At 46.6% G+C, this 19,759-nt stretch carries 27 protein-coding genes; 26 read left to right on the top strand and 1 reads right to left on the bottom strand.

Annotated elements, in window-relative coordinates; genetic code table 11:
• Positions 1–690: 690 nt before the first annotated feature.
• The 6 genes from CAGA_RS11770 (at position 691) to CAGA_RS12705 (ending at position 5,916) form a co-directional block, all read left to right on the top strand.
• Positions 691–1,203 (top strand): terminase small subunit, encoded by a 513-nt coding sequence (locus tag CAGA_RS11770; protein WP_167875235.1) that lies wholly within the window; start codon positions 691–693, stop codon positions 1,201–1,203.
• Positions 1,163–2,446, top strand: coding sequence for a PBSX family phage terminase large subunit (locus tag CAGA_RS11765; protein WP_413814396.1), 1,284 nt, complete (start codon positions 1,163–1,165; stop codon positions 2,444–2,446). The genes CAGA_RS11770 and CAGA_RS11765 overlap by 41 nt, the downstream gene beginning before the upstream one ends.
• 4 nt (positions 2,447–2,450) lie before the next feature.
• Positions 2,451–4,001, top strand: coding sequence for a phage portal protein (locus CAGA_RS11760; RefSeq protein ID WP_135661046.1), 1,551 nt, complete (start codon positions 2,451–2,453; stop codon positions 3,999–4,001).
• Positions 3,998–5,506 (top strand): minor capsid protein, encoded by a 1,509-nt coding sequence (locus CAGA_RS11755; RefSeq protein WP_135661044.1) that lies wholly within the window; start codon positions 3,998–4,000, stop codon positions 5,504–5,506. Before CAGA_RS11760 ends, CAGA_RS11755 begins: the two co-directional genes overlap by 4 nt.
• Positions 5,487–5,678, top strand: coding sequence for a CPCC family cysteine-rich protein (locus tag CAGA_RS11750; protein WP_135661059.1), 192 nt, complete (start codon positions 5,487–5,489; stop codon positions 5,676–5,678). Before CAGA_RS11755 ends, CAGA_RS11750 begins: the two co-directional genes overlap by 20 nt.
• A 70-nt stretch (positions 5,679–5,748) precedes the next feature.
• The gene (locus CAGA_RS12705) at positions 5,749–5,916 is read left to right on the top strand and encodes a hypothetical protein (RefSeq protein ID WP_167875234.1); all 168 of its coding nucleotides are present in this window, start codon (positions 5,749–5,751) and stop codon (positions 5,914–5,916) included.
• Here CAGA_RS12705 and CAGA_RS11745 read toward each other — a convergent pair.
• Positions 5,893–6,276 carry a DUF2513 domain-containing protein gene (locus CAGA_RS11745; protein ID WP_135661042.1) on the bottom strand — a complete coding sequence of 128 codons (384 nt, stop codon included), beginning with the start codon at positions 6,274–6,276 and terminating at the stop codon, positions 5,893–5,895. The genes CAGA_RS12705 and CAGA_RS11745 overlap by 24 nt on opposite strands.
• A 161-nt stretch (positions 6,277–6,437) precedes the next feature.
• Here CAGA_RS11745 and CAGA_RS11740 point away from each other — a divergent pair, with 161 nt between their 5' ends.
• From CAGA_RS11740 to CAGA_RS12875, 20 genes are all read left to right on the top strand, one after another.
• On the top strand, positions 6,438–6,992 hold the full coding sequence (locus CAGA_RS11740) for a phage scaffolding protein (protein ID WP_135661040.1): 555 nt from the start codon (positions 6,438–6,440) through the stop codon (positions 6,990–6,992).
• A gap of 22 nt (positions 6,993–7,014) precedes the next feature.
• Positions 7,015–7,956, top strand: a complete 942-nt coding sequence (locus tag CAGA_RS11735) for a hypothetical protein (protein WP_135661039.1) — start codon at positions 7,015–7,017, stop codon at positions 7,954–7,956.
• Between the two features lie 13 nt (positions 7,957–7,969).
• Entirely contained in the window at positions 7,970–8,155 is a 186-nt protein-coding gene (locus tag CAGA_RS11730) for a hypothetical protein (RefSeq protein ID WP_135661037.1), read from the top strand.
• Positions 8,136–8,498 carry a phage head-tail connector protein gene (locus CAGA_RS11725; RefSeq protein WP_135661035.1) on the top strand — a complete coding sequence of 121 codons (363 nt, stop codon included), beginning with the start codon at positions 8,136–8,138 and terminating at the stop codon, positions 8,496–8,498. The genes CAGA_RS11730 and CAGA_RS11725 overlap by 20 nt, the downstream gene beginning before the upstream one ends.
• Positions 8,499–8,507: 9 nt before the next feature.
• Positions 8,508–8,831, top strand: coding sequence for a hypothetical protein (locus CAGA_RS11720; RefSeq protein WP_135661033.1), 324 nt, complete (start codon positions 8,508–8,510; stop codon positions 8,829–8,831).
• The gene (locus tag CAGA_RS11715; protein ID WP_135661031.1) at positions 8,828–9,340 is read left to right on the top strand and encodes an HK97 gp10 family phage protein; all 513 of its coding nucleotides are present in this window, start codon (positions 8,828–8,830) and stop codon (positions 9,338–9,340) included. The genes CAGA_RS11720 and CAGA_RS11715 overlap by 4 nt, the downstream gene beginning before the upstream one ends.
• Positions 9,330–9,749: a phage tail terminator family protein gene (locus CAGA_RS11710; RefSeq protein WP_135661029.1), complete on the top strand. Its 420-nt coding sequence runs from the start codon at positions 9,330–9,332 to the stop codon at positions 9,747–9,749. Before CAGA_RS11715 ends, CAGA_RS11710 begins: the two co-directional genes overlap by 11 nt.
• Position 9,750: 1 nt before the next feature.
• Positions 9,751–10,797 carry a phage tail sheath C-terminal domain-containing protein gene (locus CAGA_RS11705; RefSeq protein WP_135661027.1) on the top strand — a complete coding sequence of 349 codons (1,047 nt, stop codon included), beginning with the start codon at positions 9,751–9,753 and terminating at the stop codon, positions 10,795–10,797.
• Between the two features lie 13 nt (positions 10,798–10,810).
• A complete protein-coding gene (locus tag CAGA_RS11700) occupies positions 10,811–11,284 on the top strand; it encodes a phage tail tube protein (protein WP_135661025.1) in 474 nt (157 codons plus the stop codon).
• A gap of 16 nt (positions 11,285–11,300) precedes the next feature.
• Positions 11,301–11,711, top strand: coding sequence for a phage tail assembly chaperone (locus tag CAGA_RS11695; protein ID WP_135661023.1), 411 nt, complete (start codon positions 11,301–11,303; stop codon positions 11,709–11,711).
• A gap of 177 nt (positions 11,712–11,888) precedes the next feature.
• Complete coding sequence (locus tag CAGA_RS11690) at positions 11,889–13,934, top strand: tape measure protein (RefSeq protein WP_167875233.1); 2,046 nt, start codon at positions 11,889–11,891, stop codon at positions 13,932–13,934.
• On the top strand, positions 13,931–14,590 hold the full coding sequence (locus tag CAGA_RS11685) for a LysM peptidoglycan-binding domain-containing protein (protein WP_135661019.1): 660 nt from the start codon (positions 13,931–13,933) through the stop codon (positions 14,588–14,590). The genes CAGA_RS11690 and CAGA_RS11685 overlap by 4 nt, the downstream gene beginning before the upstream one ends.
• An 87-nt stretch (positions 14,591–14,677) precedes the next feature.
• On the top strand, positions 14,678–15,682 hold the full coding sequence (locus CAGA_RS11680) for an XkdQ/YqbQ family protein (protein ID WP_135661017.1): 1,005 nt from the start codon (positions 14,678–14,680) through the stop codon (positions 15,680–15,682).
• A complete protein-coding gene (locus tag CAGA_RS11675) occupies positions 15,679–16,005 on the top strand; it encodes a DNA helicase (RefSeq protein WP_207669582.1) in 327 nt (108 codons plus the stop codon). The genes CAGA_RS11680 and CAGA_RS11675 overlap by 4 nt, the downstream gene beginning before the upstream one ends.
• A complete protein-coding gene (locus CAGA_RS11670; RefSeq protein ID WP_135661015.1) occupies positions 16,002–16,397 on the top strand; it encodes a DUF2634 domain-containing protein in 396 nt (131 codons plus the stop codon). The genes CAGA_RS11675 and CAGA_RS11670 overlap by 4 nt, the downstream gene beginning before the upstream one ends.
• Positions 16,397–17,419 carry a baseplate J/gp47 family protein gene (locus CAGA_RS11665; RefSeq protein WP_135661013.1) on the top strand — a complete coding sequence of 341 codons (1,023 nt, stop codon included), beginning with the start codon at positions 16,397–16,399 and terminating at the stop codon, positions 17,417–17,419. Before CAGA_RS11670 ends, CAGA_RS11665 begins: the two co-directional genes overlap by 1 nt.
• Positions 17,416–17,967 (top strand): putative phage tail protein, encoded by a 552-nt coding sequence (locus CAGA_RS11660; RefSeq protein WP_135661011.1) that lies wholly within the window; start codon positions 17,416–17,418, stop codon positions 17,965–17,967. Before CAGA_RS11665 ends, CAGA_RS11660 begins: the two co-directional genes overlap by 4 nt.
• The gene (locus CAGA_RS11655; protein WP_135661009.1) at positions 17,967–18,527 is read left to right on the top strand and encodes a hypothetical protein; all 561 of its coding nucleotides are present in this window, start codon (positions 17,967–17,969) and stop codon (positions 18,525–18,527) included. The genes CAGA_RS11660 and CAGA_RS11655 overlap by 1 nt, the downstream gene beginning before the upstream one ends.
• A 98-nt stretch (positions 18,528–18,625) precedes the next feature.
• Positions 18,626–19,192 (top strand): hypothetical protein, encoded by a 567-nt coding sequence (locus tag CAGA_RS11650; protein WP_135661007.1) that lies wholly within the window; start codon positions 18,626–18,628, stop codon positions 19,190–19,192.
• A gap of 13 nt (positions 19,193–19,205) precedes the next feature.
• On the top strand, positions 19,206–19,577 hold the full coding sequence (locus CAGA_RS12875) for an XkdX family protein (RefSeq protein ID WP_243113033.1): 372 nt from the start codon (positions 19,206–19,208) through the stop codon (positions 19,575–19,577).
• Positions 19,578–19,759 lie beyond the last annotated feature (182 nt).

The raw sequence follows: 19,759 nt of genomic DNA, 5'->3' as shown, positions 1-19,759 counted from the left end.
GTTCCACACACTTGGCTTTGAACGCCTCCAAAACTTCTGGTTTTAAGTCAAGTGGAAACCGGACATAATGAGAGCGCAAATGCTTTTGCTGCGCCGAGTATTTATTTTTTTCGTCCGTTTCGTATCACCTCCACGATATCCCACACAAGGACGATAAATGCCAGCGTTAGAGCAACAATGCTTAATGGGTTGAAGCCGTCACGTATGGCTAATACAAGGTTTGCGAGGGCCAATGCAAGGATAGGGACACTTATAATATTCTTGCGCATATCCATTCCGATGAGGTATAATATAGGTGAGCTTGGGGAGCTTCTCGCTCCCCTCGCTTTAGCCCTTAAGCATCGTATAGATTGCTGAAGTTATTCCTGTTATGAGTGCGAGCCATTCAAGAATTTCTTTCAGCTTTTTTATCCGACGCTTTAGGGCTTTTCGTTTTCCCCCCATCAGTTTACCTCCATTCTGATTATATTATATTCTATACGTACGTATAAGTCAATACTTTTTATAAAATTTTTCAGATATTTTTCCAAGTTCTGGCTGTGAAAAGCCAGGGCTTTTCTTATACCATTTTTCGGTGGTGACCGTATATGAAATCACGTTACCGCCCTGCGTTCAATGCCCACGTTTACGGACCGGCTGAGCGCAGGGCGGATATTTATTGGCAAAAACGATTGAAACGAGGTGGGAATAGTGGCCAGATTGACAGCAAAACAAAAAAAGTTCTGCGATGAATACTTAATTGACTTGAATGCTACACAGGCGGCTATTCGTGCCGGATACAGCCCAAACAGCGCAGGCGCTATTGGTGGAGAAAACCTTGAAAAACCTGAAATTCGTGCACGTATAGATGCGGCCTTGGCGGAGCAGTCAAAGCGGACGGGGGTGACCGCGGATCGTGTGGTTAGGGAACTTGCCAGAGTGGCGTTTGTAAACTCAGAGGATGTAATCGATTTTAATAACGCGACGATAAAGGATGGATCTTCTCGGGATGATACGGCAGCTATCGCATCGGTGAAGGTTAAAACAATTCCCACGGCTGATGGCGAAGGTGTTGAACGTGAGATTAGATTTGCTGACAAGTTAAAAGCTCTGGAGCTGTTGGGTAAACGCTTCGGAATGTTTACCGATAATGTGAATTTGAATGGGGGTATTGGGGTGACCATTGTTGACGACATACCAAAGGCCGACTGTCCGTCTGACTGACGTTATCGCACCGGCCTTTTATCCCGTTCATCAGGATATTCTTGATTGCAAGCACACCTATTACAAACTCGATGGAGGGCGTGGCAGCACAAAGTCGTCTTTTGTGAGTTCAGAAATCATTCTTGGGATGATGCGGGACGCGGCGGCCGGAACAATCACAAATGCCGTTGTTTTCCGCCGATATAAGGAAAATTTACATGACAGCGTTTATGAACAGCTTCTATGGGCGATTGATAAGTTGGGCGTAGCTGGGCAATGGAAAGACACCATATCCCCGCTGCGCCTGACTTATATCCCAACCGGCCAGACAATTTTATTTCGCGGTGCTGACAAGGTTAAAAAATCCAAATCAATCAAGGTTTCTAAAGGGTATATAAAATACCTGTGGTTCGAAGAACTGGACGAGTTTGAAGGGTCTGAAAAAATCCGCAGCATTCAGCAGTCGGTTGTCCGTGGTGGCGAGCAATTCACGGTGTTTTATACATACAATCCACCAAAGTCGCAGCGCAACTGGGTAAATGACCCGGTTGAGTTTTCAATGCCAGATATGATGCAGCACCACAGTGATTATCGATCTGTGCCCGCGGCTTGGCTGGGAGAACAGTTTATTTCGGATGCAGAGCATTTAAAATCCGTAAAACCTGAGGCGTACAGACATGAATATCTTGGAGAAATCACGGGTACCGGCGCAGAGGTATTTACAAACTTGACGCACCGGACGATTACGAATGAAGAAATTAGCCACTTTGACCATATCCGGCGCGGCCTTGACTGGGGCTATGCGTCCGACCCATTTGTTTATGTGGCTTGCAATTATGATAAAACCCGTCGGCGGCTCTATATTTTTGATGAAATCTATCAGGTGCGGTTGAGCAATGCAGCGTCGGCACGGCTTGTGCGGCAGCATAATCCGCTGAATCAGGAGGTTACCGCAGACAGTGCAGAGCCGAAAAGTATTGCAGATTACAGAGCGGCTGGTATCCACATCCGCGGTGCTCGTAAAGGGCCGGATAGCGTAGATTATGGCATTAAGTGGCTTGCTGAAGAACTTGAAGAAATTATCATCGACCCAGACCGCTGCCCGAATACCTGGCGCGAATTTTATGGTTATGAGCTGGATCGGGATGCGAATGGGAATTTTAAGGCTGGGTATCCGGACAAAAACAATCATACGATTGACGCCGTTCGGTATGCGCTCGAAGATGAGATGCACCGCGGCGGAACAACAATAGGCGGGTGGTGAGAATTTGAACACAAACATTGATTTTAATAATCTGGATCAGGTGCGGCAAGTTATTCAGAATTATATCTATAACGATGGCTGCGCATACAAGAAATTTGCTAAGCAGGCGCAGCAAGGCTTTGATTATTACAACAATCACGACGATGTTAAGCGTTTCGGCGCCGCGGCAATCAACGAAGTCAATAAGTTTTTGAAGCTCAAGGGTTCCAATCCGCTGCATAGTGCGGATAACAGAATCTCCGTGAACCGGCATCGTGTTGCAGTAGATCAGAAAGTTGGGTATCTTTTCTCCATTCCGCCGCAGTTTGATATTCCTTCCGATGATACGGACAAGGACGACGAGGCGCTTCTGCAGCGCGTCAATAACACTATTGGTACACAGTGGCCAAAAGTGATTCGGCAGCTTGGCATCGACGCGTCCAACACCGGCCGGGCGTGGTTAACGTACTGGGTGGATAATGAAACCAAGAAATTCGATTATTGGTACCTCAATCCGATGACGGTTGTGCCGATTTACGACCGTAGCACGGTCAAAAAGCGCCTGAAATACTTGCTGCGGGTGTATGCGTTCAATGATGCCAATGGCTGTCCGGTGACGCGCTACGAACTGTGGAGCGATACGCAGGTTGCCTATCTTATCCGCCCGGAAGCGACAGGGGCTTCCCAGAAACCGGCTATTGCTTATGATACGCTACCGGATGGCTCCTGGAACATCCAGCCACACAATTACGGTCGGATACCGTTCATCGAGTTTAGGAATAACGCAAAAGCATTACCCGACCTCATAATGTATAAAGATATCATCGACGCGCTTGATAAACTGATGTCCGGCTTTGCAAATGATATTGATGATCTGCAGGAAATCGTCTGGGTAATCAAGAACTACAACGGCGAACGGTCGGCGCCGGTCTATGATAATGACGGCAAGCAGATGCTGGGCGAGGACGGTAAACCGATTACCCGCCCAGTCGACCCGGTTTTGCTGATGAAAGCCAAGAAATGGATTGGCGTAGACGACCAGGGCGGAGTGGATGCGGTTCGCGGAGAAATCCCGTATGAAGCGCGGTCGAAGTTCCGCGAAATTCTTAACGACGAGTTTTGGACGGCGGCGATGGCTGTCAACCCAAATCCGCCGACCGCCGGAAATCAGTCGGGCGTATATATCGATTACCTGTACGGTCTGTTGGAGCTGAAATCCGGACTTATGGAAACAGAGTTTCGCGATTCCATCGATGAATTTCTCTGGGCAATTTTGCACCATCTGGGCGCAGACGAAAGCAAGCAATTCGTCCAGACCTGGAAGCGTACAAAGCCGCAGAACGCGACTGAAATATCGCAGATTATCGCACAGACGCCGGATACGGTCATGTCTGACGAAACAAAAACCAAAGTCCACCCGCTTGTTACCGATTGGCAGGCTGAACGCGCGCAGGTTGAGAAAGAGCAGACCGACCGGGAAAAGAATCTGCTCGACAAATATACGCGGCTGGCTGGTGCGCCGGAGCAGGAAAAGCCGTCAGAGAGGCGGGAACCAAATGACGGTGGTGTCGCATGAACAACAATTATTGGGAAAAGCGCGCGACCGACAGCATTGACCGAATGGAATCCGCCGTCAACGGGCAGATTCCTGACCTTGTTAAAGCATTTGAACAGGCGAGAAAAGATCTCAATGACAAGGTCTTTTATTTTTATGCCCGATATGCCAAGAACAACAAAATCACACTAGACGAGGCGCAGAAAGCTCTATCCCTTTCGGAACTGCGGGACTTCCGCGGCGACCTTGCGGGGTTCGAGAGGCTCGCCAAGAATTCCATTGGTACGTTCAATCTTGAGGTTGATAATTTGTCCATTAAAGCCCGTGTAACCCGCTATGAGGCACTTCTGGCACAGTGCGATGCAATTCTGCAAAAACTGTATCAAGAGCAGAAAAAGCAGATTGAGGGTATCGCAACAGATGTTTATACTTCGGAGTACTATTACAGTCTGTTCGACATTGAGCAGTACACCGGTTTCCAGTTTCCATATTCCAAGCCTGCCGTGTCAGCTATTCGAAAAGTGATTGAGCAACCGGTTTTCGGTATGGATATCTCAGAGCATCTCTGGCGGCAAGATATTGACACAGGCTTTCGAATCCGGCAGGCGTTGAACAATATGTTTGTGACCGGCCGGCCGCCGCAGGACTTCGCCGACCAGCTTCAAAAAGCAATCGGCGCAATCCGTGTAGACAAGGCCGGAAAGGTAACCGGCACAGGTAAAAAATATGAAGCGTATCGGCTGCTGTACAACGAATCCGCTCATGCAGTCAATCAGGCGCAATTACAAGCCTATCGCGATGACGGTATCGATGAATATGAAGTGATAGCTGCGCTGGATCGGAGCACGTGCGGAACCTGCGCATCGTTTGACGGGCAACATTTTCCGGTAAAAAAAGCAATTGAGGGCGAGAATCATCCATCATTCCATGTGAATTGCCGTTGCACTACTGCACCGTACATACCTGATTTAGCAGATTTGAGCGGTACGCGAATTTCCCGCGACCCGGTGACGGGTAAAACTGTGTCTACCACAGCGCAGACCTACGACGAGTGGAAAGCGCAGCAGGACGAGAAGTATGCTATAGGTCGAAACGAGTATGAAAACCTCCAAAAATTAGGAATAAGGCGTGTACCGGATATTGACACCTTCCAAAAGCAGCGCTATAATAATTCTCCTGAATATCAAAAATTGATGCAGAGGCTTTCAAATGTTGAAGAGAATAGCAGTTGGAAAGCCGTTGAGTTCAATCCACAAACTTTAGATAGCCACTTTGAAAAACATGGTTTGGATATTGGGGCAAAGAATTCAGCAGAATATGAGGCTGCAGCTTTGAAGTTTGTGAACGAAACTTTGGGCAAAGAAACAGTAATCGCTTCGGATGGTGTACGGAGATTTTACTCACGGGACACAAACGAATTTGCTTCCGTGTATCCTGACGGGACGATTTCCACATACTATAAGCCGCGACGTGGCGAAAAATATTGGGAAGGACAGGTTGAAAAATATGGCACAAAAGAGAAATAAGCAGTGTGCGTGCTGCGGAGAATACAGCTTACCACCAGACAGTGAATTTGAAATCTGTCCAATATGTGGATGGGAAGACGATGATGTTCAGAATGACAACCCACAACTTGAAGGCGGCGCAAATGAAATGAGTCTGGAACAGGCCCGAAAGAAATATTTTTACAATAAGTGAAATACCACCTGCTGAAACGGCAAGGTGGTATTTTTATGCGGATTTTTAAGAAGAGATGGTGAGGACGAGGATGAATGAATTAAAAATGAATCAGCTCACGATTCAAGACGGGCGCATTTTTTTGGACAACAAAGAGATTCAATGCGTGCAGGAGTATAGCTTGAAGGGCTCTACCGACGGTACGGCAGAGCTCTCACTAAAATTGCTTGTTGATTTAGAATCCGTGCAGTTGCGTTAACATAGAGGTGATAACCTGGCTCGCAATTTGGATCAGAATGCTTAGAGATTCTGATCCAACGGATTTAGCTTTTTGCTTTACCCGGTTCCAATTTGTATCAGCACGGATGTTTGCAAGAAAATCGTGTCCGGCGGGGGTTAAATCAGCGATTGGAATCTCTACGCGTAGAAAAGGATGTCCCTTAACAAGTAAGCCCGCCATAATGCATTGCTTTGCATGATAAGCAACAGTTTCAAAGTCATACTTTTGAAGTTGTTCAGGCAAGGGCAACGCTCTACTAATTTGTAGTTCTTTACGATAACCCGTATTTTCTTCTACTGCAAGCAAAATATCGCGGATGCAATCTGGATTTAACTTCATTTAAGTCACCTCTTTTCGCTAATATTCTACATATTCCGTTAAGATTTGTCCCGCCATTTGGCAGGGCGTTTTTTAATACTATTTCGCTGACTGCGGGCGTAATCGGCAGGGCGGCGCGAGGTGCGACCTCGTAAAAAAGCGTAGCTGCGGAAAGGGATTATATGGAACGTAAATTCTTGAAAGACCTCGGCATTGCCGACGATGTCATTGATAAAATCATGGCCGAGAACGGCAAGGACATTAACGAGCTAAAATCGGCAGTCGAAACATCGAAAACCACGCTTGCAGATTTACAGAAGCAGATTTCCGAGCGTGATAAGCAGCTTGAAACGCTGAAAAAGTCATCCGGAGACAATGAAGCGTTGAAACAGCAGATTACCGAGCTGCAGGAGGCCAACAAAAAGGCTAAGGATGAGTACGATGCCAACTTGAAGAAGCTGACGCTCGGCAGCAAAATTGAGGTTGCCTTGATGGGCGCCATGGCTAAGAACGTGAAAGCCGTTCGTGCCCTGTTGGACGAATCCAAAATCAGCCTGGATGGAGAAAACGTGCTCGGTCTGAAAGAACAGCTCGAACAGGTTCAAAAAGAAAACCCGTATCTGTTCGGTGAGGAAACGAAGAATCCCCCTCCGCCAGCAGGAGGGGAACCTGCGAAGCCGCAGGATGATTTAGCAAAATGGGCGGCGGAAGCTGGCGTTACGCTGCCGAAAACTTAAATTTTAAGGGGGATTTTTATTTATGTCTATCAACACTTTTGCAGAAAAAGTTACGAAGTTTATTCCTATTCTCGACCTGTTGTATGTTCAGAACGCGAAAACATCCGATTTGGATGATTCTGCGCTGGCTGCACAGTTTGTGGGAACCAACAAAATCAAGTTGCCAAAGGTATCTGTGGATGGTGCCGGCACTTACGACCGCGATAACGGATATGTTCAGGGTTCCGCCGGTGTAAGCTGGGAAGAGCATACTTTGCAATATGACCGTGGCCGTAAATTCCGTATTGACGTGATTGACAACGACGAGGTTGCGTTTGACCTGTACCGCCGTGTCGCATCTGAGTATGTTCGCACAAAGGAAGTTCCGGAAATTGACGCGGTTCGGTTCGCTGAAATCTATGCCGCCGCGAAACGCAACGGTTCCCTGGCAACAGTAGTGGAGAAAGACCTCGGAACATCCGACAGCATTCTTGATCTGTTCGATGCAGCTGAGGCGACTATGAACGAAAAGGAAGTACCCGAAGAGGGTCGCGTGCTCTATGTGACCAACACAGTCTACAAGATGCTGAAATCAGATGCGAAGATTTCCCGCCGCATTGACGTTGGGCAGGCAAATCCGAACATTGACCGCCGTGTTGAAATGCTGGACGGTATTACTCCCATCATTAAAGTGCCTCAGTCTAGGTTTAACAGCCTGATTCAGCTAAACGACGGCAAGACTGCTGGTCAGACCGCCGGCGGATACAAGACAATTACAGGCAACAAGCCGATTAATTTTGTATATGCCCGTAAAGCTGCTCTCCGTGCTGTGATTAAGCGGAACGCCGACAAAATCGTTACGCCCGACGTGAACCAGAGTGCGGATGCATACGATGTTTTCTATCGTCTGCATCATGATCTAATCGTAGCAGACAACGATACTTCCGGAATCTATATTCATACTGCGGCTACCGCGCAGGCATAAGGAGAGTTGACCCATGACTTATGTAAAACGTAGAGGTATGATTCTAATGGTGGAGGATTCGCAGGTTCAGAAATATGTCAGGGAAGGGTTTAAGATTTATACCCCACCGACAACCCCGGAGCAGAAGCAAGCTGTGGAAGGTAAGGAATCATCCGCCATAGCGAAAGCCGGTGCGAAAGATGGCAGTAACGGCAAGTGAAGCCCTCGCAATAATTAAGAGTCGCCCGGCTACCATACCGGACGGCTTTTCTGATGATACCATCCAGTCCTATATTGACGAAGCAAAGGCTATCATGCTCGAATACTGCACGTTGCCGCAGAACATTCAAGAGGTGCCTGATGCGCTGAAATATTCGTGGGTGGAGATTGCGACCGTGCTGATGAATAACAGCGCGGCACTCACCACAGGCACGGTAACGAGTGTTCACGAGGGCGATTCCAGCATGTCCATCGGCAGCAAGAAAACCGCGCAGGCGGAGCTGTTTGACAGTCTTAGCGTGAATAACATCCGAATTATGAACAGTTTTCGGACGTTGTTTTGAGGTGATAGCATGACAAACCCGTTTGAAAGACTCTGGCATGACACGATGGATATTTACCGCTACAACGATGACGGCAGCCTTCCGGAAGCACCGACATATTCGGGTATAAAGTGTCATTACAGCATGGGAACGGTTCAGCCGGTCGGTACAGATTCGGCACCGACAATGCAGAGCACAAATAAGCTGTTCTGCGCACCGGACGTTGGCATCAAATCCGGGGACTATGTGGAAGTTACGCAACGCAACGGTGCGAAAGTCAACCTGACTGTGGGTGAGGGCTTTTCGTACACCTATAATCAGGAATTCAGCGTGGCGAGGACGGATACGGCATGAGCAGTTCAAATGAGCGGCGGAATAAAGCATTTATTGACAAATATCGTAAAGAATTGCGGTCGATGCTGGACGATATTTCAAAGATTGACCGGAAAGTGTTGACGCGGTCTGTGAATGCAGGGCTAAAAGAAGCCAAAAGGCTAACGCCTGTCGGAAAATATTCAAATGTTGTTGATTTTTACACTACGACAATCCCTCCTAAACATGTGCATTTTAAAACATCAGAAACTAAAACAAAAGTGGGCGGTACGCTGAAAAAAGGATGGCATTCACCACGAGCACGACGTGTCGGAAACGGTGTTGAAAAAATCCTTGAAAACAATGTCGATTATGCCATTTATGTGAATGACGGTCACAGAGTAGTAAGTGTAATAGGAGATACCTACATAACAGTTGGTTACGTTCCAGGAAAACACATACTCGAAAAAGCCGGCAACGTTGCGGAAAAGGCTATGATTCAGGAGTTCAACGCAGAAATCGAGAGGGTGAAAGCGAAACATGACGGATGATATTATCGCCGCAATAGAAACGCAGTTAAATGTGCTCGCCCCAACAGCGACGATTTACCGCTATTATTGCCCGCAGAATTTCAAAACACCCTCTTTTCTTATTTCCATCATCGACCAGGATTACGGGCGGCTTTTGCGTGGCACTTATACGGGTAAGCTGTCGTTCGATGTACAGTATTTTTCCGGTACCAAGTTGATTGACATTAAGGCAACCCGCGCCGACTGTATCTCCATGCAGGAAACACTTCTGAAGGGAATGGATTTGGTTGGCCGGTTCCGCTGCATCAATAAGGACGCGCGGATAACTGATAATGTGCTGCACTTTACATTTGACATCAAGTATTCGGAGCGGGCGGTTGTCACAGACCCGCAGATGAATTCTGTGACAAATTCGACGAAGGAGAAGTAATATGGCAGGTACATGGACAACTCAAAATAAGGCTCTTCCGGGCATCTACATGAACTTCCAAACGAATGCGCCGCTCTCCATTACGCCGGGCGACCGCGGAACCGTAGTGCTATTGCAGGAAATGACTAGCGGCAAAGTCGGGGAGATTTACGAGATTACGGCGTTAGATGCTTCACAATGGCCAAAAGAGGCAACAGAAGAGGACAAATTCCTTGCGAGAGAAGCGCTTAAAAAGGCAAAAGCGGTCAAGGTATATAACCTTGGAACGGGGCATACGGCAGAAACACTTTCCATCGCTCTTAAAACCCTTAAAACAGTTGATTTCGATGTGTTGTGTTATCCTTATCCAGCAGAAACCTACGCGGCAAATCAGGAGGCCATCAAAATATGGGTAACATCGATGGTAGACGATGAGGGCCGTTATATGCAGGCGGTACTCGCCGATTTCGCGGCGAATTCTGAAAACATCATCAACTGTGCGCACGCTGTCAAACTTTCCGACGGCACAGAACTGACGAATGCGCAGACGACTGCGTGGGTTGCAGGTGTTACGGCAGGCGCAAAGGTCAATCAGAGTAACACCGGAGCGCAGTACGACGGGGCAATTGATGTTATCCCCCGCATGACGAAAACGCAGATGGAAGAGTCCGTTTCTGTCGGCAAATGGATTTTTAAGGTGGACTCCGAGCAGAACGTAACGGCGGTATATGATATCAATTCTCTAACCACATATACGCAGGCAAAGTCGAAATCCTACCGTAAGAATCGGTTTATCCGGCTTGTTTCCGGTATTAACAACGACATCACAACCATCTTTGAATCGCAGTACGAAGGAAAATTCAACAACAATGCGGAGGGTCGTTCAGCATTTAAAACGATTCTTGTTGGGTATTTTCTTGAACTGCAAAACAAACAGGCGATTCAGAATTTTAGTGCCAATGATGTAACGGTGGAAGTCGGAGAAGATTCCGACGCGGTTGTCGTTACTGTTGCGGTGCAATCTGTAGACAGCATTGAAAAAGTTTATATGACCGTCAATCTGTCCTAAGGAGGGAAAATAGATGGATGAAGCAAGAACACTCTACAGCGATACCGTCAGCGGCCACGAAGGGAAAGGCTATATTACAATCGACGGGCATAATCGCGAAGCTTTCGAGCTTTCAAAGTTTACGGCTGAGATTGAACTGACGGTTTCAGAAAAGCGTATGCTCGGTCACCGTATGACGCAGCATAAGGTCACCGGGGCGAAAGGTACCGGATCCATGACGATGTTTCACATGAATTCCGAAATGATAAACTACGCGAAAAAGTACCTGAAAAATGGTACTTTTACCGGGTTCACCATGCTGGTGCTCCAGGAGGATGAACAGTCCACCGTTGGTAAGCAGGAAATTGCTTATTACGGGGTTATTCCTACGAAACTTCCCGGCTCTATTTTGGACGACAGCAGCGACGATGGTGTGACGTTCGATACCGATTTCACTTTTGACAGTTTTGAAATCTTATCGAGCTTCGGTAACCCGGCAAATCTTTAATTCGGAGGGAAAATAAATGAATAGTCTTGCAGCATTTCTCCACCCGGTAAAGGTGGAAAATAAAAAGGTGGTCATTTCTGACCGATTCCAGGAAAACGGGAAACCTGTAGAATGGGAAATCCGGGCGGTTTCCGAAAAGGAGAATAGCGCGCTTGAACGGAAGTACACAAAAACCGACCGGAAAACTGGCGTGCAGCAGCTTGACCGTGTTACATACGCGCACGCGCTTGCGGCGGCTGGCGTTGTGTTCCCGGATTTATCAAATGCCGAACTGCAAAAAGCGTATGGAGTTTTAGGCGAAACCGAGCTGCTCAGCAAGATGCTGACAGTAGGCGAGTTCGCAAAGCTGTCCGAAGAAGTTTCCAAGCTGTCCGGACTGGATACAAACGATATTAACGAGCAGATTGAAGAGGCAAAAAACGCATAAAGCAGGGCGACCCGGATTTTAATTACGCACACTTCGCCCTGCAAAAATTGCACATAAGGCCGTCCGCGCTGGCAAGAATGAGTCAGCGCGAGCGGGCTTTTATTTATGCCTCCATTGATCTGCGAATTGAAGCCGAGAAGAGGGAAGCGGAAAAAGCGAAACGAAAGAGGTGATACCATGCCGTCGCTAAGGTCAATATTTACGCTGCAAGATAATTACAGCCGACAAATGGACCGCATTTGGAACAGTACAGAGTGCGCAACCAAAGGAATTGCTCAAGCAAGTTCTGCCGTTGATAATGTAAATTCCAAGTTTACTGCAACGGAAAGTTCTGCAGGCCGCCTTACATCTAGGTTGACTGGTTTGGCTGCCGCTTTTCTAAGCATTGAAACCTTGAAGAAAGGCATGGAAATTTCAGATACATACACAAATATCAGCTCGAAATTGTCCTTGATTACCTCTAATGCAGCTCAGCTAAAGTCACTACAGAATGATATATTTGCTGCTGCTGACCGCGCACGGGGTTCCTACACCGATATGGCTGACACTGTGGCTAAACTTGGTATTATCGCCGGTTCACAGTTCGGAAGCAACCAGAATATCGTGAAGTTTACTGAAACCATGCAGAAAATGTTCAAGATCGGTGGGACACCAGTTGCAAATCAAGCGGGGGCACTGCTTCAGCTGCAGCAGGCAATCGGACTGGGAAAGCTACAAGGGCAAGATCTCCGCATACTGGCAGAAGATGCGCCGCTCGTTGAAACTGCGATCGCAAAGTATATGGGTAAATCGGTTGGCGAAGTTAAGGAGCTTGGTACTGAAGGAAAGATTACATCACAAGTCTTAATTAATTCCATTTTACAGTATTCCAGTACTGTCGACCAGCAGATGGGTAAGATGAAATATACCTGGGGCGATTACTGGAACAAAATCAAGAACGGAGCGTATCAGGCGTTTAGATCAGCATTTGAAAACGAAAACAGCGTTTTAGGCTCGCAAAAATTCCAGAACATGATAAACGGGATAATTGGTTCATTCAGCGTGCTGGCAAGTGTTGCCAACGGGGTGCTTACAGCCGTTTCTAACGTCGGTGGATTTATCGCTCAAAATTGGTCGATTATTGCACCGATAATCGGCGGGGTGGCCGCAATTATGCTGACTGTGTGGGCGGTAACCAAGGGTATTGCACTTGCCCAAGCAGCTTGGGCAGCTATAACAGGAATATGGGAACTGGTTATGGCAGGCGCAAATATAGTTCTGGGAATGTTTACGGGCGTTACATTTGCGGCTGCCGATGCGCAAACCTTTTTTAACGGAACATTGCTTGCTTGCCCCCTTACATGGATATTACTTCTTATAATTGCTGTCATTGCCGTTATATACATCGTAATTGCGATCATTAATAAAGTTACCGGGCAAACGATCAGCGCGACTGGCGTTATAGTCGGGTGCTTAAACTGGGTCTGGACGCTTATCAAAAATGTAGGGCTTCAGGTGGCCGATTTTGCCGTTGGCGTGTGGGATGCCGCGCAGGTACTTATTCATAATATTGGAATTGCTTTTCCAAACCTCTGGGCCGATCTTAAAACCGGGTTCTTAGGATTCGTTACCATGATTTTCAACGGGGTAAAAGCCGTTGCAGATGCGATAAACCGAATTCCGGGGATGAAAATGGACACTTCCGGCCTTGCAAACATGATAAACTCAAATATTTCAAAAATGGCGGCACTCCAAAAAAACAAGGGTAAATACGAAGATATCGGCGCAGCGTTCCAAAAAGGTATGGGAACGTTTAATGTCGATTGGGCTTCGCTTGGAAATGGAAAAGCTTATATGGCAGGATATAAGACCGGGCGGGGCATTGATACGTCTGTAAGTAATTGGATGAAGAATCTTGGCAAGCTGCCGCCGCAAAAAGCTCCGCCGTATATACCTACGCCTACTTATGGCGGTGGGGACAAAGACAAACCCGTCAAAGTAAAAGGTACAGGTGCCGACGGTTCCGTTAAAGTAAATATTGCTGATCAGGATCTGCAATATCTCCGCGACCTTGCTGAAAAGCAATATATCAACAAATTTTCTACGGCTGTTTTGTCTCCAAAGCTATCCGTCAGTTTTTCGGGAAACGTCGGAGATAAGGACGATCAGCAAAAAATATATTCCACCATCAGCAGAATGTTAAAGGAAGAACTTGCAACGGCGGCGGAGGGACTTTACGAATGAGTTATGCGGTGTTTTTTCAACAGGGCAGCACAGTGATTCGGCTGCCGACTAACCCGGAGAAAATCGAAAAAACTTCGACGCTGGCAAGCGAAAAGTATGCCGTGTTCGGTGTGGGACAGATTGCTGCGCCAACGTATTTGGAGCTTGCGGAATATTCCTTGCAGGATGTTGAATTTCCGAATACTTCCCTGCATTACGTTGAAACGTCTGGCTCTTTTAAAGGACCGGACTATTACGAAAACCTGTTTAAAACTTGGCGGGGAAATAAATACCCGGTGCGGTTTATCGCCCGGAACGGGATTACAAAAGATATCAATACGCTGGTGCTGATTGAAGAATGTAATGTATCCGAAACTGCTGGGGAAGAGGGGGATAAGTATTTTAGTTTCAAACTCCTCGAATACCGCGAATTCGGATATAAAACCGTTGTAACCGCACAGACGGGAAGTGCAGCAAAAGCGACGAATGCCCCAACGACAACAAAGAATCCAAAAGCAAGCAAAACCTATACCGTAAAATCAGGGGATTCGCTGTGGGTGATTGCAAAGAAGTTCTACGGAAATGGTGCAAAGTACACGATGATTTATAATTCCAATAAAAGCAAAATCAAGAATCCGAATCTGATCTATCCGGGGCAGGTACTGACGATTCCATAGTAAAAGCCGCTCCGTTTTGGAGCGGCTTTGCGCTACCATTGATAATAACGATTTTGAAACATATCTCACGTAAAATAGGTGATGTCCTTGAGTGTAGAGCTCCTCATTGAAACCACAAACAAAAAAGTCTATGAAATTAGTGAACTTGTAAAATCCGCAGAGTGGGTTGATTCCATGAATAACGGATGCAGCAAGTTCACTTTTTCGTATGTTGCGACAGGCCCGGGAATTGATAACGGCACAATCGTCCGCTTTAAGTATAACGGGGCAAACATCTTTTATGGCGTGGTATTCAAACATGAAGTGGCCAAGAACAAAATCGTCACCGCGACGGCCTACGACCTTTTGCGGTACTGCAAGGCAAAGGATACCATCGTTATAAACGGTGACACCGCAACCACGTTGGCGAAAAAGATGTGCAATTATTTCGGGCTGCCGGTCGGGACGCTTACGGATACGGGATACAAGCTTGCTACGGCGGCACAGAGCGATAAGACGTGGCTTGACATTATGTATTCAGCGATTGGCGACACGCTCCGGGCGACGGGAAAATGGTTCGTTTTGCGGGATGAATTTGGTTCTATCTGCCTGCGAAATCTGGGCGAACTGGAAACAAACCTGATTCTCGGCGACGGTTCGCTGTGTTATGACTACAGTTATTCAAAATCTATAGACGATGATTTTTACAACGAGATCAAGCTGGCTGTGGATAACGAAGTTACCGGGAAGCGGGATATTTACATTGCAAAAGATTCCGCCTCAATTAACAAATACGGATTGCTGCAATACTTTGACGTTATGTCGTTCAGCTCGACCAGCTCTAGCTCTGGCAGCCAGTCTAAAACGGACAAAGCCGCAAACGAAGCAAAGAAAAAAGCGCTTGCGATTCAGATGGCAAACGCTCTCTTATCGCTTTATAACGGCGAAACAGAATCATTTTCTATGAACTGTATTGGGAATACGGCAATCCGTGCCGGGAGCAGCTTTCACGCGTATTTATCGGAAGTCGGGATAAATAAGCGTCTGATCGTTAAATCGGCCACCCATACATTTTTGCCGAACCACACCATGAAACTGGATGTGAGGATATGATAAATGAAATAAAGCAAATTGTTGACGGTTATCTGAATAACCGGAAACTCGCCTGCTTGATGGTTGGCACGGTCGTTTCCGGTGGTGTAAAAGTCTCTGAAAAGCTCACGCTTCCGTGGGAACTCGTTGATGGAACGCTGCGTGATTATGTTGCAACGGGCGATACCGTACGGCTTATCCGCGACGATGGCGGCGCGCGGTATTACATTGTGGAGATTATCGGATACGTCCCGGCCGCGAAAGGTCGCAAACTGCAGATTGAACCGTTGACCATAGGCGGAACTACCATATCAGAAATCAAGATAAAGGATGTGGTGAAATGATACTTGCGAACACAGTCACAGTAGACCTGAAACTTTCCGATGAGATTGAGCAGACGCAAACCTATAAGGTTTTACCCGATAAAATTCAGGGCGTTGCAGACGGCCTAACAGCCCTGCAGCAAACGATTGATCACATGTTGAACACGGAGCAATTCGAATACCCGATTTATACACTTGATTATGGTTTGAGGACAGATGACCTGATTGGCAAAGACCGGGAGTATGTAGAATCGGAACTCCAACGCCGGATTCGGGAATGTTTGATTACCGACGACCGTATTACCGGAGTTGACAATTTTCAGTTTTCAGTTGAGGGTGACGAAATGCTCTGCACGTTTGACGTCGAAAGCATCTACAAAACAATTTCTATGAGCAAGGCGGTGACAGCCTGATGTGGGAAAATATGACCTATGAGGCAATTCTTGCAGACGCCCTCTCAAGGGTACCGAGCGACGTTGATAAGCGGCAAGGCTCGGTAATCTATGACGCTCTTGCGCCGGCCTGCTTAAAAATAGCAGAGTATTATGCGCAGCTTGATAATTTTGTTGACCTGGTTTCCGGCGATACAGCCGTCGGCGAATATCTCGACCGCGTTGTTGCCGATTACGGAATAACCCGCAAGCCCGCGACAGCAACGGTTAGAAAAGTTATGACAACCGGTCCCGTTGATATTGGAAGTCGGTGGGCAATAAACGATGTCGTTTTCAAGATTACCGCGCTTCTTTCGACAGGCGTCTACAGCGCAACATGCGAAACAGCCGGATCAATCGGCAATACCTATTCCGGTACGTTATCAAATATTGATAATACTTCCGATGTTGCCGCGACACTTGGTGATATCTTAACCGCCGGAACGGATGAAGAAACCGATGATAACCTGCGTTCGCGGTTCTACGAGCAAGTACGTAGCCCGTCAACAAGCGGAAATATTGCCGACTATAAGCAATGGGCGCTGTCTGTTCCCGGTGTCGGTGGTGCGAAGGTGTTTCCTCTTTGGAATGGAAACGGCACAGTAAAGGTTCTTGTTGTAAATTCCGATATGGCAATTGATGAAACGTTACCTAACAAGGTTGCAGGATATATTGAAGCGGTACGTCCAATAGGCGCTACGGTTACTGTCGCAAGCCCCGGAGGGGTGGAAATAGGCGTAACAGCCGATGTTATCCTCGACGGCTCGCAGACGCTTAACGATGTTCAAACAGCGTTTACCAAATCTGTTGCGCAGTATTTTAAAGAATCAGTATTCGTGAATTACAGCATCAGTTATGCGAAAATCGGTGCGCAGTTGTTAGCAACGCCAGGCGTGAAAGATTACACTAACCTGCTTGTAAACGGTGGCACATCCAACATTGCAATCGGGGATACCGAATTGCCGATGATTGGAGCGATAGCATTGACGGAGGTTTCCCCATGAACTTGATGGATTATTTACCGCCAATATATGATGGCAACGCAACCATGCAGGAATTACAGGATATTTTAACAGATAAGATAAATACCATGATTTCTTATACTGGCGCGACGGTTGACGAGTGCTTTATCAACACAGCGTCAAAGTTGCTAAACCGTTATGAAAAGATTTACGGCTGTACTGTAGACGTTACTAAATCAGATACAGCGCGCAGAGAAATTTTAAAGGCGAAAATCCGTGGAATTGGCACTATTACAAAACAGTTGATTATTGATACGGCGGCTTCTTACAGCAATGGTACAGTCGAAGTTATTGAAAAGCCGACAGATTATAGCTTCGTTGTGAAGTTTACGGGAACACTCGGAATCCCTAAAAATATGGCAGGACTTACGGAAACCATAAACCAAATCAAACCGGCGCACCTTGCCTACTCGTTTATTTATACTTTCATCACATGGGATAAGGTAGAAGCGTATAGCCATACGTGGGATGAATGGGACGCCTTAGGCCTTACATGGGATGCATTTGAAACATATAAGGAGGATACATAATGCCAAGTGCGAACAAAACACCAAATTACGGCCTGAACCAATGGCAAGGGAATGAATATCCAAAGCGGACTGATTTTGTAGAGGACAACGCGATCATAGATCAAAAATTAAAAGAAATAGACGGCAAAGCTTCTTCCGCCATCCAAGGCGCCACCTTCGGCGGCGAAGCCGTTCCGATAAAAGGGAAGACTCTGGATATACCCATGCCAACCGCCGAGCAAATCGAAGCATTGCCGTTATATAAAAAAACTGTCGCAATTACAAAAGACACAACGCTATCATCTGATAAATCAGGTTATCTTATCATGGTGTCATCTGCTAATATCGCGACTGTAACATTACCATCTCCATCTACAAGAGCACAATACGATATTTTTTCTAATGCCAATCCATTTGTTTTAAGTACGTCTGCAGCTATATTCGATTTAGTAACAGGAGTACTTGGGGTTCAAACATTAACTATTCCAGTTTGGAGGTACATTAGAATAACTACTGATGGAGCTAGTTGGATAATATTAGGGGGGATCGTGCCAGTTATGCCTCCGGCTCCATTGCACTAACAACGCCAGCGTTGCGCAACATACAAGCGTCCTCTGCTCAAGCATCGTCTTATCTCGGTCTCGGAAACATTAACGTTGTGATATTGTGAGGTGATGATATGTATGCAGAAATAGGCGGTTCTGATGGAGCAATGCATAAATTTAATGCAGGCACAGAGATAGGATATTCTGACGGTGCAAATCACAAAATCAAATTAATTGAGATAGGCGGAGCGGACGGTACAAACCATATTGTATGGAGGCGTAATCCCGGTGATTTTTTTGAGTACATACCATCAAACTATGCCGGAACTCATGAATATTACGATCATGGAGATTACCTTTACGGTAATTTGACCGGGAGAGTGCCATCAAATACAGATACTAATCGAGCCGTACTGTGCTATATAATAGCTGGACTAAACGCTGGAGATGTTGTTGAGGTTATATGGTCAGCAAGCGCAGGATATATTTACAGCAATAATTACATGAGGTCGTGGAACACGAATAATATTATCCTAGATCAGTATTATGGCACGGAAGATTTTACGGATCAAAAAAATACCATTACGATGTCACAAGGTGGTGTAGTCACTATAGGCATAGACCATGGCTCAACACGTTTAATGGAAAGATGGTTTAAAATATCACAAATAAAAATCAATGGGGAAATACAATACCCATAATGGAGGTACATATATGCAAACAGTAAAAAAATCAAACGGCACAGTTATTGACGGGTTACTCTTGGCGCAAGGTAGGACACTACAGTATGTTTTCCAATTTGGAAAAGAGGGACATACTTGCGAGGAGCTACAAGAACAATTTTCCAGTACAACAGATACGCTCACAATTAACACAGACGGAGAAGATGGCATGCCAATAACAGGCTACAGCGTATTCGCCGGCGCTACACTTGTTCCTGCGTCGGAATCAGGCCACCCTGAAGATCGCATTTATGTAACAATGCGAAAACCGACGGAAAAAGAAAAATTGAAAGCTGCGGTTGCTTCTGGAACAATCACAGCAGAACAGTATAAGGCCATTACCGGGGAAAACTACACAGAATGACAGAGCAGGAGGCGCACAGCTTCCTGCTCAATTTTTAGGAGGTATTGAGAATGGGGAAAACAAATACGGGACTTGTGGCCTTTTGTGAACAGGCGCTTGCCGCCGGAACCGGATACGTTTACGGCACAATCGGACAAGTCTGTACGAAAAGCCTGCTTGAGCAATGCGCCGCCCGTTATCCG

Origin of the sequence: Caproiciproducens galactitolivorans (assembly GCF_004768785.1) — a bacterium.
GTDB classification, from domain to species: domain Bacteria; phylum Bacillota; class Clostridia; order Oscillospirales; family Acutalibacteraceae; genus Caproiciproducens; species Caproiciproducens galactitolivorans.
This window is presented reverse-complemented; position numbering and strand designations above follow the sequence as displayed.

Excerpts from the sequence above, each read along its gene's own strand:
- CAGA_RS11695 (WP_135661023.1), top strand. The coding sequence starts at position 11,301 with ATGAATAGTCTTGCAGCATTTCTCCACCCGGTAAAGGTGGAAAATAAA.
- CAGA_RS11710 (WP_135661029.1), top strand. The coding sequence starts at position 9,330 with ATGACGGATGATATTATCGCCGCAATAGAAACGCAGTTAAATGTGCTC.
- CAGA_RS11735 (WP_135661039.1), top strand. The coding sequence starts at position 7,015 with ATGTCTATCAACACTTTTGCAGAAAAAGTTACGAAGTTTATTCCTATT.
- CAGA_RS12705 (WP_167875234.1), top strand. The coding sequence starts at position 5,749 with ATGAATGAATTAAAAATGAATCAGCTCACGATTCAAGACGGGCGCATT.
- CAGA_RS11700 (WP_135661025.1), top strand. The coding sequence starts at position 10,811 with ATGGATGAAGCAAGAACACTCTACAGCGATACCGTCAGCGGCCACGAA.
- CAGA_RS11730 (WP_135661037.1), top strand. The coding sequence starts at position 7,970 with ATGACTTATGTAAAACGTAGAGGTATGATTCTAATGGTGGAGGATTCG.
- CAGA_RS11720 (WP_135661033.1), top strand. The coding sequence starts at position 8,508 with ATGACAAACCCGTTTGAAAGACTCTGGCATGACACGATGGATATTTAC.
- CAGA_RS11740 (WP_135661040.1), top strand. The coding sequence starts at position 6,438 with ATGGAACGTAAATTCTTGAAAGACCTCGGCATTGCCGACGATGTCATT.
- CAGA_RS11715 (WP_135661031.1), top strand. The coding sequence starts at position 8,828 with ATGAGCAGTTCAAATGAGCGGCGGAATAAAGCATTTATTGACAAATAT.
- CAGA_RS11745 (WP_135661042.1), bottom strand. The coding sequence starts at position 6,276 with ATGAAGTTAAATCCAGATTGCATCCGCGATATTTTGCTTGCAGTAGAA.
- CAGA_RS11750 (WP_135661059.1), top strand. The coding sequence starts at position 5,487 with ATGGCACAAAAGAGAAATAAGCAGTGTGCGTGCTGCGGAGAATACAGC.
- CAGA_RS11755 (WP_135661044.1), top strand. The coding sequence starts at position 3,998 with ATGAACAACAATTATTGGGAAAAGCGCGCGACCGACAGCATTGACCGA.
- CAGA_RS11690 (WP_167875233.1), top strand. The coding sequence starts at position 11,889 with ATGCCGTCGCTAAGGTCAATATTTACGCTGCAAGATAATTACAGCCGA.
- CAGA_RS12875 (WP_243113033.1), top strand. The coding sequence starts at position 19,206 with ATGCAAACAGTAAAAAAATCAAACGGCACAGTTATTGACGGGTTACTC.
- CAGA_RS11685 (WP_135661019.1), top strand. The coding sequence starts at position 13,931 with ATGAGTTATGCGGTGTTTTTTCAACAGGGCAGCACAGTGATTCGGCTG.
- CAGA_RS11665 (WP_135661013.1), top strand. The coding sequence starts at position 16,397 with ATGTGGGAAAATATGACCTATGAGGCAATTCTTGCAGACGCCCTCTCA.
- CAGA_RS11655 (WP_135661009.1), top strand. The coding sequence starts at position 17,967 with ATGCCAAGTGCGAACAAAACACCAAATTACGGCCTGAACCAATGGCAA.
- CAGA_RS11670 (WP_135661015.1), top strand. The coding sequence starts at position 16,002 with ATGATACTTGCGAACACAGTCACAGTAGACCTGAAACTTTCCGATGAG.
- CAGA_RS11675 (WP_207669582.1), top strand. The coding sequence starts at position 15,679 with ATGATAAATGAAATAAAGCAAATTGTTGACGGTTATCTGAATAACCGG.
- CAGA_RS11705 (WP_135661027.1), top strand. The coding sequence starts at position 9,751 with ATGGCAGGTACATGGACAACTCAAAATAAGGCTCTTCCGGGCATCTAC.
- CAGA_RS11725 (WP_135661035.1), top strand. The coding sequence starts at position 8,136 with ATGGCAGTAACGGCAAGTGAAGCCCTCGCAATAATTAAGAGTCGCCCG.
- CAGA_RS11660 (WP_135661011.1), top strand. The coding sequence starts at position 17,416 with ATGAACTTGATGGATTATTTACCGCCAATATATGATGGCAACGCAACC.
- CAGA_RS11650 (WP_135661007.1), top strand. The coding sequence starts at position 18,626 with ATGTATGCAGAAATAGGCGGTTCTGATGGAGCAATGCATAAATTTAAT.